The organism is Siphonobacter sp. BAB-5385, from assembly GCF_002261125.1.
Taxonomy (GTDB): Bacteria; Bacteroidota; Bacteroidia; order Cytophagales; family Spirosomataceae; genus Siphonobacter.
Genome location: NZ_NMPS01000089.1, coordinates 83994 through 104594, shown reverse-complemented (window position 1 = coordinate 104594; position 20601 = coordinate 83994). Strand labels below are relative to the sequence as shown.

Annotated in this window: 14 protein-coding genes; 11 read left to right on the top strand and 3 right to left on the bottom strand. The window is 48.6% G+C overall.

Annotated elements, in window-relative coordinates; genetic code table 11:
- The first annotated feature begins 82 nt into the window (after positions 1-82).
- From BWI93_RS09060 to menD, 5 genes are all read left to right on the top strand, one after another.
- Entirely contained in the window at positions 83-1561 is a 1479-nt protein-coding gene (locus tag BWI93_RS09060) for an LptF/LptG family permease (RefSeq protein ID WP_094810404.1), read from the top strand.
- Between the two features lie 58 nt (positions 1562-1619).
- Entirely contained in the window at positions 1620-1895 is a 276-nt protein-coding gene (gene rpsO / locus BWI93_RS09055; protein ID WP_094810402.1) for a 30S ribosomal protein S15, read from the top strand.
- 257 nt (positions 1896-2152) lie between these two features.
- Positions 2153-4369 (top strand): polyribonucleotide nucleotidyltransferase, encoded by a 2217-nt coding sequence (gene pnp, locus BWI93_RS09050; RefSeq protein WP_094810400.1) that lies wholly within the window; start codon positions 2153-2155, stop codon positions 4367-4369.
- A gap of 91 nt (positions 4370-4460) precedes the next feature.
- A complete protein-coding gene (locus BWI93_RS09045; RefSeq protein WP_094810398.1) occupies positions 4461-5324 on the top strand; it encodes an RNA polymerase sigma factor RpoD/SigA in 864 nt (287 codons plus the stop codon).
- 104 nt (positions 5325-5428) lie between these two features.
- Positions 5429-7138: a 2-succinyl-5-enolpyruvyl-6-hydroxy-3-cyclohexene-1-carboxylic-acid synthase gene (gene menD / locus BWI93_RS09040; RefSeq protein ID WP_094810396.1), complete on the top strand. Its 1710-nt coding sequence runs from the start codon at positions 5429-5431 to the stop codon at positions 7136-7138.
- Positions 7139-7286: 148 nt separating this feature from the next.
- On the opposite strand, the gene BWI93_RS09035 is transcribed toward menD, so the two are convergent.
- Positions 7287-8273 carry a tetratricopeptide repeat protein gene (locus BWI93_RS09035; protein WP_176454179.1) on the bottom strand — a complete coding sequence of 329 codons (987 nt, stop codon included), beginning with the start codon at positions 8271-8273 and terminating at the stop codon, positions 7287-7289.
- A gap of 87 nt (positions 8274-8360) precedes the next feature.
- On the opposite strand from BWI93_RS09035, the gene BWI93_RS09030 reads away from it, so the two are divergent.
- Positions 8361-8606, top strand: coding sequence for a hypothetical protein (locus BWI93_RS09030; RefSeq protein ID WP_094810392.1), 246 nt, complete (start codon positions 8361-8363; stop codon positions 8604-8606).
- A 125-nt stretch (positions 8607-8731) separates the two neighbouring features.
- Here the strand turns inward: BWI93_RS09030 and BWI93_RS09025 are convergent, their stop codons facing one another.
- Positions 8732-10489 (bottom strand): M61 family metallopeptidase, encoded by a 1758-nt coding sequence (locus BWI93_RS09025; RefSeq protein ID WP_176454178.1) that lies wholly within the window; start codon positions 10487-10489, stop codon positions 8732-8734.
- A 285-nt stretch (positions 10490-10774) separates the two neighbouring features.
- Between BWI93_RS09025 and BWI93_RS09020 the strand changes: the two genes are divergently transcribed.
- The 5 genes from BWI93_RS09020 to BWI93_RS09000 all read left to right on the top strand — a co-directional run bounded on the left by BWI93_RS09020 (position 10775) and on the right by BWI93_RS09000 (position 19274).
- Complete coding sequence (locus BWI93_RS09020; protein ID WP_158242657.1) at positions 10775-13783, top strand: tetratricopeptide repeat protein; 3009 nt, start codon at positions 10775-10777, stop codon at positions 13781-13783.
- A 31-nt stretch (positions 13784-13814) separates the two neighbouring features.
- Entirely contained in the window at positions 13815-15515 is a 1701-nt protein-coding gene (locus BWI93_RS09015; protein WP_094810386.1) for a hypothetical protein, read from the top strand.
- A 271-nt stretch (positions 15516-15786) separates the two neighbouring features.
- A complete protein-coding gene (locus BWI93_RS09010) occupies positions 15787-16875 on the top strand; it encodes an SPOR domain-containing protein (protein ID WP_094810384.1) in 1089 nt (362 codons plus the stop codon).
- A 122-nt stretch (positions 16876-16997) separates the two neighbouring features.
- On the top strand, positions 16998-17927 hold the full coding sequence (locus BWI93_RS09005; RefSeq protein WP_094810382.1) for a hypothetical protein: 930 nt from the start codon (positions 16998-17000) through the stop codon (positions 17925-17927).
- 60 nt (positions 17928-17987) lie between these two features.
- A complete protein-coding gene (locus BWI93_RS09000) occupies positions 17988-19274 on the top strand; it encodes a folylpolyglutamate synthase/dihydrofolate synthase family protein (protein ID WP_094810380.1) in 1287 nt (428 codons plus the stop codon).
- A gap of 60 nt (positions 19275-19334) precedes the next feature.
- On the opposite strand, the gene gap is transcribed toward BWI93_RS09000, so the two are convergent.
- Positions 19335-20330 carry a type I glyceraldehyde-3-phosphate dehydrogenase gene (gene gap / locus BWI93_RS08995; protein WP_094810378.1) on the bottom strand — a complete coding sequence of 332 codons (996 nt, stop codon included), beginning with the start codon at positions 20328-20330 and terminating at the stop codon, positions 19335-19337.
- Positions 20331-20601: the final 271 nt, after the last annotated feature.

Here is a 20601-nt window from a genome sequence, read left to right as displayed (position 1 = left end):
TTAGGAATTGTTAAATCAGAACCAGTAAAGAAATGAATGCGTTTGTTTCGGGTTATACTTGTGTCTGATTGACGGAGTTGCCATGAGAAAATTAGATAAATTAGTATTAAAGGCTTTCTGGGGACCCTTTCTGGTCACCTTCGCGGTAACGGAGTTTATTTTCCTGACCCGCTTTATCCTCCTCTATTTTGATGAAATTGCCGGGCGTGATGTAGGCTTTGACGTGTACGGAAGACTCTTCTTTTACTTCGGTCTGATGGTCGTGCCGGTTTCCATGCCGCTGGCCGTATTGCTTTCCTCGCTGATGTGTTTCGGAAACCTGGGGGAGTTTTCCGAGCTGACCGCCGTCAAAAGTGCTGGTATTTCCGTGGGCCGGGTAATTCGGCCCATCTCCGTAGTGATTGTCTTCATTACCGGCTTCATTCTATGGTTTAATAATACGATTCAGCCCTGGGCTAACTTAAAAGGATACAGTTTGCTGTGGGATATTAAAACCACGAAAGCTACGCTGAGCTTTAAGGAGGGGGTTTTTAATAATGATCTGCCGGGGTACAGTATAAAAATATCCAAGAAGTACGCCGATGGTTCACTCAAGAACGTACTCATCTACGACCACGCGGAAAATAGTGGCAATCGCCATGTAACCGTGGCCGATTCAGCCCGGACGTATACCATTTTGGGGGGAACGTATCTGGTCTTTGAACTATTCAAAGGGGTTGATTACGTAGAGGACGTAGATAAATCTTCGGGGGATGGAAATACGAGTGACTTCGCTAAGAACTCGTTTAGCCATACCAAGAAGTTCATTAATATGCGGTCCTTCAAAATGACCCCCACTGACGAAGATCAGTTCAAGAACCACGCCATTATGAAATCTATTCGGCAGTTGTCGGATGATGGCGATTCGTTACGGCGGAATTATCAGTTAGCCGTAAAGAGTATGGTGACGATGGCATCGCAGTACTATTCCTATCATTTTCAGACGCTGGGGGAAGGGGCTAAAAAAATGCCTACGACCTGGGTAGATTCATTAATCACCGCTCGCGAGAAATTACCGGCGACGTTACAGAATAGCGATCTAACGGCTTCCGCTTTGAGTTCGGCTAAATCACGTTTGACGTCTATTGAGACGGACGACTTGCTGATGTATGACCGGCGGAAAACGATGTACAAAAATGATCTGGAATGGAATCACAAATTCACGACGGCCATTTCCTGTCTGGTGATGTTCCTCATTGGGGCACCGCTGGGAGCGATCATTAAAAAAGGGGGGTTCGGATTACCCGTATTGGTGGCGATCATCTTCTTTATCTTGATGTACGTACTCACCATTCAGGGGGATAAGTACGCCAAGGAGGGCACCATGTGGGTACCCCTGGCCGCCTGGATGTCGAATCTGGTTCTCTTAGGTTTTGGAATCTACTTCCTGACTAAAGCTTTGAACGATTCCAGACTCTTTGAAGCTGACGTATATCGTATAACTCTAAACCGTTTAAAAGAGCGATTTATGGCCTGGCGAGAAAAGACGCCCTTATTTAAGAAAAAAAGCGAAGCAATGTAAGCGTTTGCAGCATTATTTTCGTACCTTTGCGTTTCACAACTAAAATTAGCTGCAATACATGTATCTGACTGCCGACAAGAAAAAAGCAATTTTTGAATCGCAGGGGCATGCCAAGTCAGCAACCGACACTGGTTCGGCTGAATCGCAAATTGCTCTGTTTACGTATCGGATTAGCTCATTAACTGAGCACCTGAAAGTACACAAAAAAGACTACGCTACGCGTGCAGGTCTGTTGAAATTGGTAGGTAAGCGTCGTCGTCTGCTCGACTATCTACACAAAAAAGATATTACCCGTTACCGGGCAATTCTTGCTGAATTAGGTCTCCGTAAATAATCGGTTGATACGCAAGTCAGGGAATTCCGTTTAGTGGATTCCCTGACTTGTTTTATGTTTGTCCTGAAAATTTTTCTTCGACAAATTGATTACTTCTTCGCGTTTTTGTACTCTTATAGAATAGTTGAGGTAACTGAATGCAACTACGGGGAGTTTCCCCGGCTAACCTCTTGAAAGCGGTTCCTCCTCAGGATGAGCTACACAGCGGTCCCTCACTTGGTGGAGAGCGGTCTCAAAAGCGGTCAAAATGACAAACTATGAACGTTGTAACCAAAAAACTCAGTCTTCCCGATGGTCGAATCATTACCATCGAGACTGGCAAACTGGCTAAACAAGCCGATGGATCAGTAGTAGTCCGTATGGGCGACACGATGTTACTGGCCACGGCCGTAGCCGCACCGGAAGCCCGTCCGGGTACTGATTTCTTACCTCTTTCGGTAGATTACCAGGAAAAATTTGCTTCTGCGGGTAAAATCCCCGGAAGTTTCCAACGCCGGGAAGGCCGTCTTTCCGATTACGAAATTTTAATAAGCCGATTGGTAGACCGGGCCTTACGTCCGACGTTCCCCGGTGATTTTCACGCGGATGTACAAGTCAACGTGATCATGATCTCGGCTGATCCTGAAGTACAACCCGACGCATTGGCGGGTCTGGCCGCTTCTGCTGCTTTGATGGTATCCGACATTCCTTTCAATGGTCCCATCTCTGAAGTACGCGTAGCCAAAATCGATGGCCTGTATCTGATCAATCCGCCGACCTCCATGTTGAGCCGGGCTGAACTGGATCTGATCGTTGCGGGTAATAGCACGGACATTCTGATGGTAGAGGGTGAAAGCAATGAGGTGTCCGAAGATGATATGCTGACGGCATTGAAGACGGCCCATGATGCCATCAAACTTCAGTGTGCGGCTCAGAAAGAACTGGAAGCAGAAGTAGGAAAAACGGTCAAGCGAGAATACAGTCATGAAACCCATGACCTCGAATTGAAGAAGTTTTTATACGATAATTATTACGAGAAGGTTTATGCCGTAGCCGCACAGGGTAACGCCAATAAATCAATCCGTAAAGAAGGATTCAAGGCCGTTCGCAAAGAATACCTGGAGACTTTACCCGAAGATCATACCGTAGACCTGGGGCTCGTTGGCACGTATTTCCACGATATTGAAAAAGACGCGGCTCGTAACCTGGTATTAAACGAGCGTCGTCGTCTGGATGGTCGGGCTCTGGATGAAGTTCGTCCCATCTGGTGCGAAGTCGATTACTTACCCCGTGCCCACGGATCAGCCGTGTTCACGCGTGGGGAAACGCAGTCAATCACGACCGCAACCCTGGGAACGAAACTGGATGAACAGATTGTGGATCAGGCCTTAGTTTCTGGTTACAGCAAATTCCTGTTGCACTATAACTTCCCCGGTTTTTCTACGGGTGAAGTAAAACCCAACCGTGGACCCGGACGCCGGGAAGTAGGTCACGGTAACCTGGCGATGCGTGCCCTGAAAAAGGTAATGCCCGCTGACGCGGACAACCCTTACACGATTCGGGTCGTTTCTGACATTCTGGAATCCAATGGTTCGTCGTCGATGGCAACCGTTTGTGCGGGTACGCTGGCTCTGATGGATGCCGGAGTAAAAATCAAGGCTCCCGTATCCGGTATTGCCATGGGTCTGATTTCCGATCCTGAGACGGGTAAGTACGCCGTTCTTTCCGATATCCTTGGCGATGAAGATCACCTGGGGGATATGGACTTTAAAGTAACGGGAACGGAAAACGGAATCACGGCTTGCCAGATGGATATGAAAATCGACGGCCTTTCGTACGAAGTGGTTGCCGAAGCTTTGAATCAGGCCAAGCGGGGTCGTCTTCATATTCTGAACGAAATGAAGAAAGCCCTTACCGAAGTTCGTCCCGATTTCAAACCTCACGCTCCACGGGCGGTTATTCTGGAAATTCCTCAGGAGTTTATCGGTGCCGTGATTGGACCCGGTGGTAAAGTAGTACAGGAAATTCAGAAGACGACGGGTGCAACGATTGCCATCGAAGAAAAAGATAGCAAAGGCTACGTCAGCATTTTCGCCACGAACAAAGAAGCGATGGATGCGGCCGTAGGTCGGGTGAAAGGTATCGTAACGATTCCTGAAGTAGGTGAAGTGTACACCGGTAAGGTGAAAACGGTGACAGACTTCGGAGCATTCGTTGAATTCCTGCCCGGACGTGATGGTCTGCTGCACATCTCGGAAATCTCCTGGGATCGTCTGCCCGCTATGAAAGGCGTACTCGAAGTAGGCGAAGAAGTACAGGTGAAATTAATTGAAGTAGATCAGAAAACCGGAAAATTCCGTTTATCCCGGCGGGTGCTGTTGCCCAAACCGGAAGGATATGTGGAACGGCCTGAGCGACCCGAACGTCCTGAAAGAGGAGATCGTCCGGAACGTGGGGACCGGGGAAATTCCGAGAATCGCCGCCCCCGTAACTAATTTACGTTACAAAAGATAACGATTCCTGAATTTTTTTCATGTTTTCATGTTACATAATCATCAGCAACCCATAAGCAAATTCTGATGCCAGATGAGACAGCTAAAAATTTCTAAGCAGATCACTAACCGGGAAAGCCAATCGCTTGATAAGTATCTTCAAGAAATTGGTAAAGTGGATTTGCTCACCCCGGACGAGGAGGTAGAACTGGCTCGAAGAATTCGTGAAGGTGACCAATTAGCTTTAGAGCGACTGACCAAAGCAAACTTGCGTTTCGTGGTGTCGGTAGCTAAGCAATACCAGAACCAGGGACTTTCCCTGGGCGATTTGATCAACGAAGGAAACCTGGGTTTGATTAAAGCCGCTCAGCGTTTTGACGAAACGCGTGGTTTTAAATTCATTTCGTACGCCGTATGGTGGATTCGCCAGTCGATTCTGCAGGCTTTGGCCGAACAATCACGGATTGTACGTTTGCCTTTAAACCGGGTAGGTTCTCTGAACAAAATTTCCAAGACGTTCTCCGAACTCGAACAACGTTTCGAACGGGAACCTTCACCGGAAGAACTGGCCGAAGTACTGGAAATTTCAGCGGGTGAAGTGGTCGATACCCTGAAGATATCGGGTCGTCACGTATCCATGGATGCTCCTTTCGTACAGGGTGAAGAGAACTCTCTGCTTGACGTACTGGAAAATGACGGCGAAGACAAACCAGATTCTGGTTTGGTGAATGAGTCCTTACGGAAGGAAGTACAACGGGCCCTGTCAACGCTGACCCAACGTGAAGCTGACGTGATCACCCTGTACTTTGGTTTGGACGGAAATCACGCCATGACTCTGGAAGAGATTGGAGAAAAATTCAATCTGACTCGGGAACGGGTTCGCCAGATCAAGGAAAAGGCCATTCGTCGCTTACGCCATACTTCTCGTAGCAAAGCCTTAAAAACGTACTTGGGTTAATTTCCTAATGTAGTACGGATACAAAAAAAGCCTCCACTCTGGAGTTTTTTGTATCCGTTGTTATCTATCCAATCAATCCTGTTTTCCTATAACTTTGCTGGCGTATGATCTTGCAACCCTTATTGGATCTGGCCGAACTTTGTGTACGCCGTGGGATTCATCACGCCGTCATTGCTCCTGGTTCCCGCTCCGCCGCCCTTACGCTGGCTTTCGCCCGTCACCCGCATATTCAAACCAAGGTTATACCCGACGAACGGGCTGCCGGATACATTGCCCTGGGTATGGCCCAGCAACTGGGCCAGCCCGTCGCACTGATTTGTACTTCGGGTACGGCCGCTCTTAATTTTGCTCCCGCTGTTACGGAAGCTTATTTTCTTGGTGTACCTCTGTTGGTACTCACTGCCGACCGTCCCCCCGAATGGATTCACCAGCAGGATGGACAAATGATTCATCAGGATGCGGTATATGGCAAACACATCAAAGAGTCGTATTCCTTGCCCGCCGATTACGGGCATGTGGATAGTCGCTGGTTTATCGAGCGTACGGTAAATCAACTCATTAATAGTGCCCAGGAACAACCCCGGGGACCCGTACATCTGAACGTACCCATCCGGGAGCCCTTCTATCCGAAGCCCGACGAAACTTTTACCTACGGATCGCCGCGTACCATTACCCGGGTTGTTGAGCAGCGAACTCTACCGCAGGAAACCTGGGAAGAATTGATCGGGTTACTCGAAGATACCGACCGCGTACTGATTCTGGCGGGACAACAGGTAATCAGTGAATCTTTATTGGAAATTCTGGATCAGCTAAAAAATGAATTTGCCTTCCCAGTAGTAGGGGAGGTGCTATCCAATTTGTCGGGTCATTCCTTCCTCACGCACCCGGATATTTTTCTGGGTAGTACGCAACCGCAGGATGAACGGTGTCCGGAAGTACTGATTACGTTTGGAGATTCCTTCGTGTCCAAAAATCTGAAGTTATTCTTTCGGAAGTATAAGCCCCGGTACCACTATCATATCTCCTTTCGTCGGGAGCTGATTGATCCGTTTCAAACGTTGACTCAGCAACTGGCGATCGAGCCGGAAGTCTTCTTTCACACATTGTTGGAAACGCTGGACTTACGAGCCTTTCGACAGGGGGACGAAGACCGGGACACTACCTTTCTACAAAGCTGGGAAGTGGCCGAACAAAAGGCAGTTTCCGGAATTCGGCACTTTCTGCAAACCCGTGAAGCCTTCGGCGAATTTCAGGCCGTTGCTCAGGTCCTTGAACAAATTCCGGAATCGAGTCAGTTACATCTGGCCAACAGTATGTCGGTTCGGTACGCCAACTATATTGGCCTGCCCCAGCGAGTAACCGTTTTTTCCAACCGCGGGACGAGCGGAATTGACGGATGTATGAGTACGGCCGTAGGGGCAGCCCTTACTACTGATCAATTGGTTTTTCTTCTCATCGGGGATGTCGCGTTTTTCTACGACCGCAACGCCCTTTGGCATCCGCATGTGCCGAGTAACCTGCGAATCATTTTGATCAACAATTCGGGGGGAAGTATTTTCCGGATGATTGACGGACCACGTCAGCAACCCGAACTCGAAACGTATTTTGAAACGAAGCACCATACCACCGCTGAACGCACAGCACAGGATGCGGGCCTGGAGTACTATGCCATTGCCAACGAACCGGAACTGGTAAAAGCCTTACCTTCCTTTCTAAACGAGGATAAAAAAGCTAAGTTACTGGAAATCAGCAGTGACCCTGTTGCGAATCAAAAAACCTTTGACCAGTTTAAGGAGCTAATGAAAGCGATGTAAGTGGTTTAGTAATGATTTGATTATAAGTAGTTTATGAAGATACGTAAGTGATGTTTTAGTAGTCATACGGCCGTCTGAGATTTTGATAGAAAGAAACTGCCCGGGTATTGATGCGGAATACCGAATTCTCAGCGTGGACAGAAATCCATCAGGAACAGCCTTTCGCTGCCTCGATGGATTTCTTTTCCTTTAACGTGGCCCCTTTCTTCCAGTACATGCAGGCTTCCTGGTTTTTTCCGCTGGCCTGGGACGTATTCCCCAGGTAGAAGTACAGGTTTTCAACGGACGGATCCATCCGTTCTGCTTTCTTCAACGCATCCATCGCCTGAGGGAATTGCTGTTTTTTGAAATAAAACAGTCCGAGGTTCCGATACGCCCAGGCGTTATTATCGTCCAACCGGAGGGAACGATCGAGTTCTGCTTTTGCTTCATCGAGCCGATTGAGTTCAAGTAAGGCATAGGCCCGGTTGTTAACGGAGTAGGCGAGGAGCTTGCCTTCCGTAAGCTTCACAGCCCGGTCCGCCCATTCGAGTCCCTTCTTCGGATCACCTAACATCGTGGTCACCATAGATAAGTTATTAACGGTACTCGGCTCATTCGGTCTGTATTTCAGCACGTTCTCAAAATCCTGCCGGGCTTTTTCGTATTCTTTGCGTAATACGTACACCCATCCCCGAAAAGCATACGTGGTATAGTCAGAAGGACGAAGCTGCTCTGCTTTTTGGAAAGAAGCCATAGCTAAATCCTCCTGACCGGTCATGTACTGGGCGTTTCCCAGGAATGCCCAGGCTGTAGAAGAATCGGGAATGAATTTTACGGCTTCTTCCAGGTCTCGTAAGGCATTCGCATAATTGCCCTGCATGGAGAATAGGTTCCCACGGTTCTGGTACGTACTGCCTAATTTAGGGTTGATCTTCAGGGAGTTATTCAGATCATTCAGGGCTTTTTCGTAGTTACCCTGTTGAATGTATACCAAACCGCGGTTGGTTAAAGCCTCCGGAAACTCGGGTTTTTTCTGGATGGCTTCCGTATAAAACCGTCCGGCCTGGTCGTAATCCTGCCGCAGGAGCTGATCATTCCCGCGTAAAAAAAACTGGTAAGCCTCCTGATCACGTTGTTTTCCGCAGGCCGCCATCAAAAAAAGTAGGAATATTGAAAGGAGTGTTCGCATCTTCGTAGAAAGAAAGCCTTGAGTCTTTATTAATTCGTAAACTGTACGCTTATGCATTTTATCAGTGAAGTTCAACATCCGTCCTGTAAAATCAGTCTGTATTCCTGGAACAATCGCTATATCATCAAGATAGAGGCGGGGGCTCTGGAGCAGACCTACAAGATTAATGAATACGACATTTCGAGTGAGGAAGACTTAAAAGAATTGTTGACGGGTCCGTTTATCGACAAGGTAATGGCTCGTTTTGAATCCATGGCTCGGGACTGGGAAGAAGCCTTGGAAGAAATCGAAGATTAAGAGTAAAAAACCTAGACAAGCCTGTTTACAACGGATAAACGACCTCTTTTTGTATTTAGTATTATACTAACTAATGAATACTAAACGTTTTTAGTAGGATTATTCGTTGTAGACAGGCCTTTTTCTTAGGCAGTTTCGGAGCCCAGCCATACCCATTTACTGAACAATTCTACTTGCTCCGGACTTGGGTTTTCGTTGCGAACAATGACTAGTTTTTGCAGGGAATTTGACTGCAGTTCCACTTCGAAAATCCGAACGATACCCGCCCGCCGAACTTCGATGAGTACTTCTTCACCCGGCTGTTTAGTGGCTAAAAATCGTGGCAAATCCGTAACAGGTTGCCCATCGATACTGATCAGTTCGTCGAAGGCATTCAGGCCTGCCTGATAGGCGGGTGAACCTTTCAGTACGTGCTGAATGCTCGGACGGCCGGAAGCCAGATGAATACCCAGATACGCTTGCTGAGCATCCAGTTCATTTTCTACATGACAACCTACGTATTGCAGGTATCGGTCAATGTTCAGCGGAGCCGTACCCCAGATGTAGTCCTGGAAAAAAGACTCCATGCTCTGGCCTGCGACTTGTTCAATGGTCGTCTGAATTTCCTGCTCGGTAAAGCCTCGATTGGCTTCCAGGTAGTACGTTTGGTATAACGAACGCAGGACGTCATCCAGCGAACGTTCACCCGCCGTGGCGTGCAGAATCTCCAGGTTCAGTAAAGTGGTTACGGCAGCTCCTTTGGTATAATAAGAGCTCTGGCTATTGATCGAATTTTCGTTGGGTCGATAGTACTTGATCCAGGCATCCCAGCTTGCTTCCGCCAGCGACTGTATCCGTGTACCGGGCGTGTTCACCACGTAGGTAAAGTCGTTGGCTACATCGCTCAGGTATTTGTCTACGGAACTCAAGCCCGCCCGCCGAAGAATGTGATTGTCATACATACTGGTGAAGCCTTCGGCAACCCAGAGCTGGTGCGTATAGTTTTCGTTCTCGTAGTCGAAAGGCCCCAGCTCAATGGGCCGAATCCGTTTGACGTTCCAGAGATGAAAATACTCGTGAGCCACCAGTCCCAGAAAGTTCGCATACAACGATTCCTGGGCGTACGTATTCCGGTTCGTCTGAAGGGTGGTACAGTGCAGGTGTTCCAGTCCGCCGCTGCCACCGGTTGTATGGTGTACGATGAATAGATACCGCTGGCAGGGGTGCGTACCTACAACCGTCAGAGCGGCTTCGCAGATCCGTTTGTAATCGGCTTTCAGTTGTTCTTCATCCACGGGAGCGTGCGTACCCACTAAGGCAATCTCATGAGGAATGCCACAGGCCTCGAAATGAAGTACCTGATGCGTACCGATCTCGATGGGGGAGTCTACCAGCAGATCATAATTCTCGGCCCGGTACGTAAAGGATTTTCCGGGTAGGGCAGGCAGAGCTACCGACACGCGGGTCCAGTCCCGGTACGGCTCAACGACCAGATCAGCGGGCTGATGCTTGAATTCGTCGGCATACAGGAAGGTAGCGGCTCCGGTAGCGTAGCCGTGTTGATCGTCCAGAAAATTCGTCCGTACCGTTAATTCATTGGCGTACAGGGCGTACGTAAGGGTAAGGTCATGGGTATCGTCGGGCAGGGAAACCCGCCAGACATTCTTTCGTATTTTACGAACGTCGGTTTTTACTCCATTCGCGTGTGCTTCGAGGCGGTCTAGATTCTTGGCGTATTCCCGCACCAGATAGGAACCGGGTGTCCATACTGGCAACTTAATATCAATGTACCCCTGCTTCTGAATGGTTGGATGAACGAATTCCGAAACGTGCATGGCTACCTGAAAATAATGCGTAGCAGGTTCCGGCATGCGGAGGGTATACTCTATATGATTTTGACTCATGGAATCAGGCACAGAAACGAAACCGCAGAGAAAGAACACGACACAGACGAAAAGTCGTTGAATCATATCGGTTTTGTATTTCTTTGCGTTTAAACCGTGAAAATAGTCCAACTCTTTGAACACTCCGCCGTTTTATTTGTCTTTTTTTGTAGGTTTTTCATCCGTTCCGCTGAATCTCGGGTAGAATCCGCTGATTTCGGTTTGACAGTGAATGAATTAAACCGGGTTTTTCCGTATATGTTCTCGTAAGTAAAGTTCCGGATGTTAATCAATCAGCCTATTTCTATGCGTACACGTCGCTTGTCCCTGGTGGGATCGTGCCTACTATCGCTGTATTCGGGTCAGGCTTTGTGGGCCCAGAATACACTCAATTACACCACACCCGATGTACATTATCGATCTGGTATCGAGTTTGTCGAAAAGAAAAACTACGCCTCCGCCCGTCAGGAGTTTCAGCGTTTCCTCGAAACCAACAAAGGCCTGCTGACGAGCAATGACCTTAATGCCGTCAATGCGGAGTACTACATTGCCATGTCGGCCCTGTATCTGAATCAGGCCGAAGCCGAAATTCTGGCCGAGCGATTCATCAAAAACCACGGGGACCATCCGGCGGCCCGTCAGCTTTACGCTGATTTGGGCAATTTTTATTACAACAGTGGCGATTATGCGAAAGCCATTCCGTACCTGGAGAAAGCCAGTGGTACCGAAGCCGCTTTTAAACTGGGGATGGCTCAGTACTATAACCAGAACTACGAAGCGGCTCTGAAAGCCTTCGATCCGGTGAAGGTGGGGGGAAGTGAATACGCGTCGGCGGCCAGCTATTACTCCGGCGTCATTGCCTACAACAAGGGCAATTATCCGGCGGCCATTTCCGATTTTCGCCGCATTGAAAACTCCAAGGACTTTGGTAATGAAGTACCCGGCTGGATTGCCCATTCGTACTATCGGCAGGGCCAATACGATCCTCTGCTGAGCTACGCCGAGCCCATTTTACGGAAAGGTAACAAATCGGGCAAGCGACTCGACGAGTTGTCGTTACTGGTTGCCGATGTCTACTTCCAGAAAGGAAACTACGCCAAAGCAGCCGAGTACTATAAAATGCACACGAATTTCCGGGGTGGTAAATTGCCCGTTCCGGCGGCGTATCGGTATGGGTATTCCCTGTATCGCCAAAACGATTTCAACGGAGCCATCGCTGCCTTGAAACCGCTGGCCGCTTCAAAAGATACCGTGGGTCAGTATTCATCGTATTACATGGGTATCAGCTATCTGAATACGGAAAACCTGCAGTACTCGTTGGCGGCTCTGGATCAGGCCCGCAAATTGAGCTTCAATACATCCGTACAGGAAGATGCGGCCTTCAACCATGCCAAGGTACAGCTGGATCTGGGTAATGGAAATGAGTCGGTCAAGGAATTCGATCAGTTCATCAAAACGTATCCCAACAGTGCCTATCTCAACGAAAGCAAAGAACTACGGGGGGAAGGCTTACTGCTTTCCAATAACTACGCTCTGATTCTGGATTATCTGGACAAGGAGCGTAACCTGACGGTCAAACAACGCAATCAGTACCAGCAGGCGGCCTACAACCTGGGCATTAATGCCTTTAATGCGGAACGTTTTGATCAGGCCATCGTCTCGTTTGATAAATCACTGAAGTATACCGACAATCGGGATCTGTCCGTTGCCGCCCGTTTCTGGAAGGCGGAAGCCATATCCGCCCAGCAGAAGTTCGCCGAGGTGATTCCGCAGTATACCCAGCTCATTGCGAGTTCGGATAACTCGACCATTGTTCCTGATTTCCGAATCCGGAGTCGGTACGGTTTAGGTTATGCCTATTACAATACGCGGGAATACGACAAGGCCTCTACGCAGTTTAAAGCCTATACTGACGCCGTTCGGGGACTGCCCGCTGAGGATCGTCGGAACTACGAAGATGCGATGATTCGGCTGGCCGATACGTATCTGGTGGCTAAACGCTACGATGAGGCGACCCGGATTTATGATCAGGTCGTTGTGACCGGAAAGTCGGATAAAGACAATGCCTTGTACAATAAAGGGATTTCGCTTCTGTACACCGATAAATACGCGGAGGCCCGTACGACCCTCAACCAGTTACTGAATCAGTATCCCAATTCCGCTTACGTGGATGATGCGATGTTCCAGCTGGGAATGGTAGAACTCAACCAGCAGAACTACACGGGTGCCGTAAGTCAGTTCACCCGCCTGATTCAGCGTCAGCCCCAGAGTCCCATTCTGCACGCCGGCTATCTGCAACGGGCGATTGCCTACAGTAACCTGAAGAAGTACGACGAAGCCATTGCCGATTATCAGGTGATTCTAACTAAATATGCTACTTCTAAAAGTGCCGAGTCGGCTTTACTAGGCGTACAGGATGCCTTGAATTCGGTGGGTCGTCCGGAAGAGTTCAGCTCCATCATCAAGGGCTACGAGCAAAGCAATCCTTCGGATGGATCGTTGGAGAAGATCAAGTACGACGCGGCCAAGAACATGTACTTCAGCGAGAAATACGCTCAGGCCATTACCGCCATTCAGGAATTTCTGCAAAAGTATCCCAACAGTAGCTCGGCTCCCGAAGCTCTGTATTACCTGGCGGATTCGTACTATCGCACCGAAGACCGTACCAGTGCTCTGCAGTACTTCTACCGCGTTATCCGGGATAATAAGACGCAGTTTGTCGGACGGGCAGCTCAACGGGCGGCTGAGCTGGAATACCAGAACGAAAATTACCGGGGAGCCGTCAGTAACTACCAAACCCTGTTACGCAGCTCCACCAACAAAAAGGATCAGGTGGCCGCTCAGCTGGGTTTGATGGATGCGTATTACAAACTCGCCAAGTACGACTCTTCTTCCGTATACGCCAAAGACGTGATCAACGGAGGAAACGCCGTGATGGGTGCTCAGAACCGGGCTCAGCTGTTTTCGGGTAAGATTGCCCTGGCCCGGAATGATTCGAAGAAGGCCATCGAAGAATTTGAGAAAACGGCTAAACTCGCCAAGGATTCCTACGGGGCCGAAGCGATTTACAACGTAGCCCTGATTCTGTACAAGGAAAAGAAATGTAAAGAATCCCGTGATAAGATTATCAATGAGCTGAAAGAGCAGTTTACCGATCAGCAGTGGATTGACCGGGGTTTCCTGTTGCTATCGGATGTGTACGTCTGTCTGAACGAAGCATTCCAGGCCAAAGCTCTGCTCAATACGATCATCGAAGGAGCCGAGGATAAAACCATCGTGGAGGAAGCTCGCAAAAAACTGGCTGCTCTGAAATAAAACCTATCACTGAAGATCTTTGTATCGAACTATGAGTCATCACATCACAATTCGCCATTTTATCCACTCGCTGGGACTGGTGAGTTTACTGAGCGTTGCGGCGGTTGCTCAGAATAGAGGAAAAGTTACGCCAGCGGAAGGCGAAATTCAATCGGGGGAAATTGATATTGTCCGCGAGCGGAAAATCTCGTTGACGACCCAAAACCGGAACTTCGAGAAAATTCCCGCTAGTCAGGCCGCCCGTCCCAACCGTCAACCCCTGAAGTACCAGTTCACCGATCAGAAATTGATGGTGGCTCCGCAGAAGTTCAATCCCGTCGTGACGGAACTGCCCAAATCGCAGAATGATGAAGCTTTGTATAATTCCGAAGTGAAAATTGGAGCCGGGAACTACGGACGCTTCTACGCGGAGGCCAATGTGAATTCCCGGAATGACCTGCCGTATGGCATTAACATCAAGGCTCGTCATAACTCCACGGCTACTGGTCCCGTAGATGGTCGTAACTCCGGTACGAGTCAACAACTCATTCAGGTGGGGGGTAAGTACGCCACGAATAGCTTCAAACTCGACGGTAGTATTGGGTACGATCGCAATCAGTTTTACTTCTACGGTTATCATCGGACCCCGGAAACGCCCACGCGGGAAAACATCCGGCAAACGCTCAATAACTTCAACGTAGGAATCGGAATCGAAAATACGAAGAAGGACGCCGTGATTGATTATTCGATCAAGACCCGCCTACGGACGCTGAGTACCTTCACCCAGGCGAATGAATACGATTGGGGTACTAATCTGAAGGCTACCTTTCCCATCAACGCTCAGTTCTTCGCTCACCTGGCCGGTGATGCCTACGTAACCCAGCGGAATGATTCATTAACCAATAGTCGGAACTTATTCCGCATCAAACCGACATTCCAGTACCGTACCGATCGTTTTAGCGTACTGGCGGGAATCAACGTTGTACACGAAACGGACAACCTGAACGAGCTGACCAAACCCACGCATGCCTATCCCGTGCTGGAACTGGATCTGATGCCCGTCGAGGATATTCACATTTTTGCGGGTTATCAGGGAGACGTACACCGGAATACGCTGGCCAGCCTGACTGACGAAAATCAATTCCTGGCTCCTAATGTTCGACTGCTGAATACGGAGAAAGTACACGACATTTACCTGGGTACGAAGGGACTCATTGCGGGCGGTTTTAGCTACGAGGCGAAGGTGTCTTTCGGTCGCTACCGGAATCTGTATGTCTTTAATAACTCGGGTCGTGATACCTCCCGTTTCGAAGTTCTCTACGATCAGCCCCTGGACCGAGGGATGTCTAATGTCATCAATGTATCCGGGCAACTGAACTACCAGCACGAAGACTGGTGGCGGTCCTTCCTCAAGTTCGATGTATACGGGTACGAACTCAAGCAACTGGAAACGGCCTGGCACCGTCCGAACTTCACGGCTACCTGGAGCAATACGCTTACCTTTAATAAGAAGCTGATTGTAGCGACGGATTTTTACGTGATCTCGGGTCTGCAGGGACGTAATCCCGTTTCGCAGCAGGTTCGTAAACTACCGGCCATTTTTGACCTGAACCTGCGGACGACCTATTTGATCACCGATCGGATCTCGGGCTTTGTGGGTATCAATAACATTCTTGGTAAAAACTACGAACGCTATCAGTACTACAAACAGCAGGGGGTGAACTTCCTGGCGGGCGTATCATACCAGTTTTAGTGAAAGATAAACGGGTTTATTTTTTATAAATTTTAAGTCCGCTCCTTGAGCGGACTTTTTTTGTAATCCGCTGAAAATGCGTACCCTTAGCCCGGATTACTTCAATGGTTAGTGGAGTAAAAAAGGCCTTTATGAGCCCGGAAGGGAAATTATTTCAAAAATGCGGTTTGATTTTTGTGGTAGTGTAGCCTACCTTTAAACCTTGAAATGACCTGCCTGACCGCAGTCCTTTCAAAATCAGCTATTCACGGTTTCAACCTCGCATAATCGCATGGCTACTATTCCTGAACACGTCAAAAAACTGCTTTTCGAACAAGATTGCGTCGTTATCCCGGAATTCGGGGGCTTTATCGGCAATTTTGATTCTGCGACGTTTTTACCCAGTGGCTCAGTCTTACCACCGCGGAAACGGCTCGTGTTCAACGAGATGTTACAGTTTGACGATGGTTTACTGACCAATTATGTAGCTACTGTTGAAAATCGGTCTCGCGAAGAGGTCAAGGTAAAAGTGCGGGCATTCGTGGATCAGGTACGTTCGCAGATTCGCCAGCAACAGCAGTATCAATTTGATCAGCTGGGGGTGTTTACGCAGAACGTGGAAGGTAAGCTGGTGTTTGAGCCCGCTGGAAAGATCAATTTCCACGGAGAAAGCTTTGGATTAGGCGAATTTACGCCGGCGTACAAGCGAACGGCCAAAGCTGCGGTAACTTCTTCGACGGCTCCAGCGATCCTGGAACCCGAAGTAGAGGAATTACCCGCCCCGCTACCGGTAAGCACTACGCCCGTGAAACGATTAAGCCGTTGGGCGGCGGCGGCCGTTGTTGTCATGGCGGTGACGCTGGTAGGAGCCTGGATGACGGGTCAGCATAAAACGACACTGAGTAGTATGAACCCCGTATCGGCCCTTGATTTCTCCTGGTTGAATGCGAAAAAGGCGGAGAGCGTAGCGGTCGTACTGCCCAAACAGCCGGCTCAACCCATCGCAGTAGCTCAACCCGTGGTGAAGCCCCAACCCGTAGTAGCTGCTCCCGTTGCAGAAGAGGAAGTAAAAGTAGCCAAGAAAAATACCATGAAGTTCCTGGTGGTTCCATCCCGGGTGAAAACACTCGAAGGAGCAGAAGTGGCCAAAGGATACTATATCGTAGCCGGAAGCTTTGGTGGAGTGAAGTCAGCTACGGTGATGAAGAAACAACTGGAAGGCGATGGGTTCCGCGTACAGATGTTCCGTCCCCGCAAAGGTCTGGTGAAAGTAGTCGTTGGCGATCAGTTACCCACCGCGGCGGCAGCTCAGGAAAAGGCCCGTAACATTGGAAATCATTTTCATAACAATCTCTGGATTCTGAAATCGTTGGCTGACTAAGCCTCGAAAATCGATCCACGACTAAAACCAAACTCTGCCGGGTTTGGTTTTTTGTTGGTACAGGATACAGGTCTGTAACATTTTGATCAAATTCGCGTTCTTAAAAAAATAGTTGAATCGGTATGAATACAACGGCCCAAATCGAACAGGAAGAACGGAAAAATCGCTCGGTGGCTCTGGGAGTCACGACGGTCATTTACGTTCTTTTGTTTTTGCTGTTATGGTTCGTGGGGATGTGGAAATTGACGCCTCCACCCGAACCGATGGTCGGCATTGAGCTAGCGAACCTGGGCAACGGGGTACTGGGCAGTGGCGATATACAAACGCACAACAAACCCAGTCGTCTACCCAATCGGGAGGAATCAAAGCCAGCCAAGGAAGAGGTACGCGAAGAACGTACGGTACGCAAACCCGAAGTAAAGGAGGTCGTACCCGTTAAGAAACCTGTGGTAAAAGCTCCGGAAGCCCCCTTAAAGACGGCTAAAACGGAAAGTCCGGTGAAGGTGGCTCCCAAGCCCGAACCAAAAGAAACGAAGCCCGTAGAAACGAAAGTAAGTGCTCCGGCCAAACCCGCTGAAAAACCTGTCGAACAACCCAAAGTGGATACGAAGGGATTGTACGGGAAAGCGAAATCAAACGGCACGAATGGGACGAGTGACAATCCGGGGGGCAACAATAATGGCCCGGCGGGTAATAAAGGCGTAGGCGATTACGGCAGTCCAGACGGTAAAGTAGATGGCCGGGGTCTCTACGGCAAAGGAACTGGGGGCGGGGGTGGCAATGGCTCCTCCCTAAGTTTGACGGGCTGGACCTGGAGCCGTCGTCCGAGTCCGCAGGGCCTGACTTCGGATGGAAAAGTAGTCTTCCGCATCAAGATTGATGAAAACGGGAACCTGATTTCCAAATCGGTCGTGGAAAGTACGCTTAGTCCGGCCGACGTACGAAAATGCGAACGAGAAATCGAACGCCTGGACTTTGTACCGACCAACGCTTCCGGCAGTCGGGCCGCTCAGTCTTCAGGAACGATTACCTTTGTCGTGCGTTCACAATAGAAAATCAATTCATTCATAGTACTAGTAAAATGCGTGCAGTCTGTACGCATTTTTTTAACGATGACTTATCAGGAAACCCTCGCGTATCTGTATCAGCAGTTGCCCGTCTTTCACCTGGCAGGTAAGCAGGCGTATAAACCCGGTCTGCTTACGACCGAAATCTTACTGGAACATTTAGGGAACCCCCATCGGAAGTTTAAGACTATTCACGTGGCGGGGACCAATGGAAAGGGGAGTTCCTCGCACATGCTTTCGGCCATTTTGCAGGAAGCGGGTTACAAGACGGGATTGTATACTTCGCCCCATTTAAAAGATTACACCGAACGGTTCAAGATTAATGGCGTGGCCATTGACCCCGAGCGGGTCGTTGCTTTTGTGGAGGAGAACCGAATGTTTATTCAATCGGTAACACCATCCTTCTTTGAATTAAGTGTTGCTTTAGCTTTTTACGAATTTGCCCGGCAGGAAGTAGACGTTGCAGTGATTGAAGTAGGTATGGGGGGGCGACTGGATTCTACGAATGTAATCGTACCGGAGGTAGCTTTAATTACGAATATTGGCTGGGACCATGCCGACGTTCTGGGGGATACCCTGCCTAAAATTGCCGCGGAGAAAGCGGGTATTATGAAGGCAGGGGTACCCGTTGTCATTAGTGAACGACAACCCGAAATAGACGAAGTATTCCAGACTCAAGCCGATACTCTGCGGGCTCCTTTGACGTTTGCTTCGGATCGATATACCGTACAAACCGAAGAAATAAAGGAAGGAAAGAAAGTGCTTACCATCGAATCAATGAAAGCGGTTCAAATTGTAGCACTGGATCTTTTGGGAAGTTACCAGGCTAAGAATGTTCTGGGGGTACTGGAAACGACGCGTGTGCTGACTCAATCAGGGTATGTGATCACACCGGAAAATATGAAGAAAGCTTTGGGTTGCGTAGTACCCTTGACGGGTTTGAAAGGACGCTGGCAGCAGCTCTCTACACAGCCCTTAACTTATGCGGATACGGGCCATAATGAACCCGGTATTCGGGAGGTGTTTAAAACGATTGCTTCCATCAATTATGAGCATTTGTGGTTTGTACTGGGCTTTGTAGCGGATAAAGACTTGTCAAAAATTCTTCCCTTATATCCAACGCAGGCCCGATACGTATTCTGTCAGGCCTCAACGCCCCGGGCTTTGCCAGCGGAAGCATTGAAGGAACTAGCCGCTAAGCACGGTTTACGTGGAGAAACCATACCTGATGTAAATGAAGCACTGGCTTACGTTCGTACTCACGCAGAGGTTAGGGATTTAATTGTGGTGGGCGGAAGTACGTTTGTGGTGGCAGATCTCAATGAATTGTAATAAAAAAACCTACGTCGAAAGACGTAGGTTTTTTTATTTAAAACCGAATGCTATCAGTAATTAAGCACCAATTTTAGCTACCAGGTCAGCAATACGGCTGGAGTAACCAGCTTCGTTATCATACCAACCTACGATTTTCACGAGTGTACCTTGGCTAGAAGTTAATTCTGAGTCGAAGATACAAGAGTGAGAATCGCCTACGATATCGGCAGATACGATAGGATCTGTTGCATAGAACAGGTATCCTTTCATGGGGCCTTCAGCAGCAGCTTTCATCGCAGCATTGATTTCTTCAGCTGTAGCTTCTTTCTTCAATACGAGCGTAAGATCGGTTACAGAGCCGGTAGGAGTAGGTACGCGGAGTGCAGAACCATCCAGTTTACCTTTCAGGTTAGGTAACACCAGTCCAATTGCTTTGGCAGCACCTGTAGAAGTCGGGATGATCGAAAGAGCAGCGGCACGAGCACGGCGTAAATCGCTGTGAGGGGCATCCTGAAGGTTCTGATCAGCCGTATACGCGTGTACCGTAGTCATGTAACCTTTTTCGATACCAAAGGTGTCGTCGATTACTTTCGCCATCGGGGCCAAGCAGTTCGTCGTACATGAAGCGTTAGAGATGATTTTGTCATCCGCGTTCAGTGTATCGTCGTTAACACCCAATACGACCGTCTTTACGTTTCCTTTGGCAGGAGCAGAAATTACTACTTTCTTAGCTCCGGCCGTCAGGTGCTGACCAGCACCTGCTTCATCTACAAAGCGACCCGTTGATTCGATAACTACGTCAATATTGAGATCTCCCCAGGGAAGTAATTTTGGGTCACGTTCAGCGTAAGCGTGAATTTTGTTACCGTTAACGGTGAGGCTCTCTGAATCTGATTCAACGGTTCCGGCGAATTTACCGTGCACTGAATCGTATTTAAGGAGGTGAGCTAAGGTTGCGTTATCTGTTAAATCATTGATAGCAACAATTTCAACGTTTTCTTTTTCCAATAAACGACGGAAGGAGAGTCTTCCGATGCGTCCGAACCCGTTGATTGCGACACGTACTTTGGCCATGTTGAAAATAGATTATGGTTTTCGTTGCAATATTAAAGAAATTAATTGATTTGGTGGAATTTCAATATTTAGTAATACAAAAGAGCCTATTTTAGTAACAGCAGTATCTATTTTTAGTATATTCTAATTTTTAGCAATAAGATATTTAGTAATTAGCATTTTTAGTAAATGGACTGGTTTTATACTAACTAAAGTAGCGACGTTGTTTGTACGTTCTAGATTAGAATGAAGGAAGAAACGATTCTATCTGATTTGAACTAGCCGTATAATC

Excerpts from the sequence above, each read along its gene's own strand:
- BWI93_RS09060 (WP_094810404.1), top strand. The coding sequence starts at position 83 with ATGAGAAAATTAGATAAATTAGTATTAAAGGCTTTCTGGGGACCCTTT.
- rpsO (WP_094810402.1), top strand. The coding sequence starts at position 1,620 with ATGTATCTGACTGCCGACAAGAAAAAAGCAATTTTTGAATCGCAGGGG.
- pnp (WP_094810400.1), top strand. The coding sequence starts at position 2,153 with ATGAACGTTGTAACCAAAAAACTCAGTCTTCCCGATGGTCGAATCATT.
- BWI93_RS09045 (WP_094810398.1), top strand. The coding sequence starts at position 4,461 with ATGAGACAGCTAAAAATTTCTAAGCAGATCACTAACCGGGAAAGCCAA.
- menD (WP_094810396.1), top strand. The coding sequence starts at position 5,429 with ATGATCTTGCAACCCTTATTGGATCTGGCCGAACTTTGTGTACGCCGT.
- BWI93_RS09035 (WP_176454179.1), bottom strand. The coding sequence starts at position 8,273 with ATGGCGGCCTGCGGAAAACAACGTGATCAGGAGGCTTACCAGTTTTTT.
- BWI93_RS09030 (WP_094810392.1), top strand. The coding sequence starts at position 8,361 with ATGCATTTTATCAGTGAAGTTCAACATCCGTCCTGTAAAATCAGTCTG.
- BWI93_RS09025 (WP_176454178.1), bottom strand. The coding sequence starts at position 10,489 with ATGAGTCAAAATCATATAGAGTATACCCTCCGCATGCCGGAACCTGCT.
- BWI93_RS09020 (WP_158242657.1), top strand. The coding sequence starts at position 10,775 with ATGCGTACACGTCGCTTGTCCCTGGTGGGATCGTGCCTACTATCGCTG.
- BWI93_RS09015 (WP_094810386.1), top strand. The coding sequence starts at position 13,815 with ATGAGTCATCACATCACAATTCGCCATTTTATCCACTCGCTGGGACTG.
- BWI93_RS09010 (WP_094810384.1), top strand. The coding sequence starts at position 15,787 with ATGGCTACTATTCCTGAACACGTCAAAAAACTGCTTTTCGAACAAGAT.
- BWI93_RS09005 (WP_094810382.1), top strand. The coding sequence starts at position 16,998 with ATGAATACAACGGCCCAAATCGAACAGGAAGAACGGAAAAATCGCTCG.
- BWI93_RS09000 (WP_094810380.1), top strand. The coding sequence starts at position 17,988 with ATGACTTATCAGGAAACCCTCGCGTATCTGTATCAGCAGTTGCCCGTC.
- gap (WP_094810378.1), bottom strand. The coding sequence starts at position 20,330 with ATGGCCAAAGTACGTGTCGCAATCAACGGGTTCGGACGCATCGGAAGA.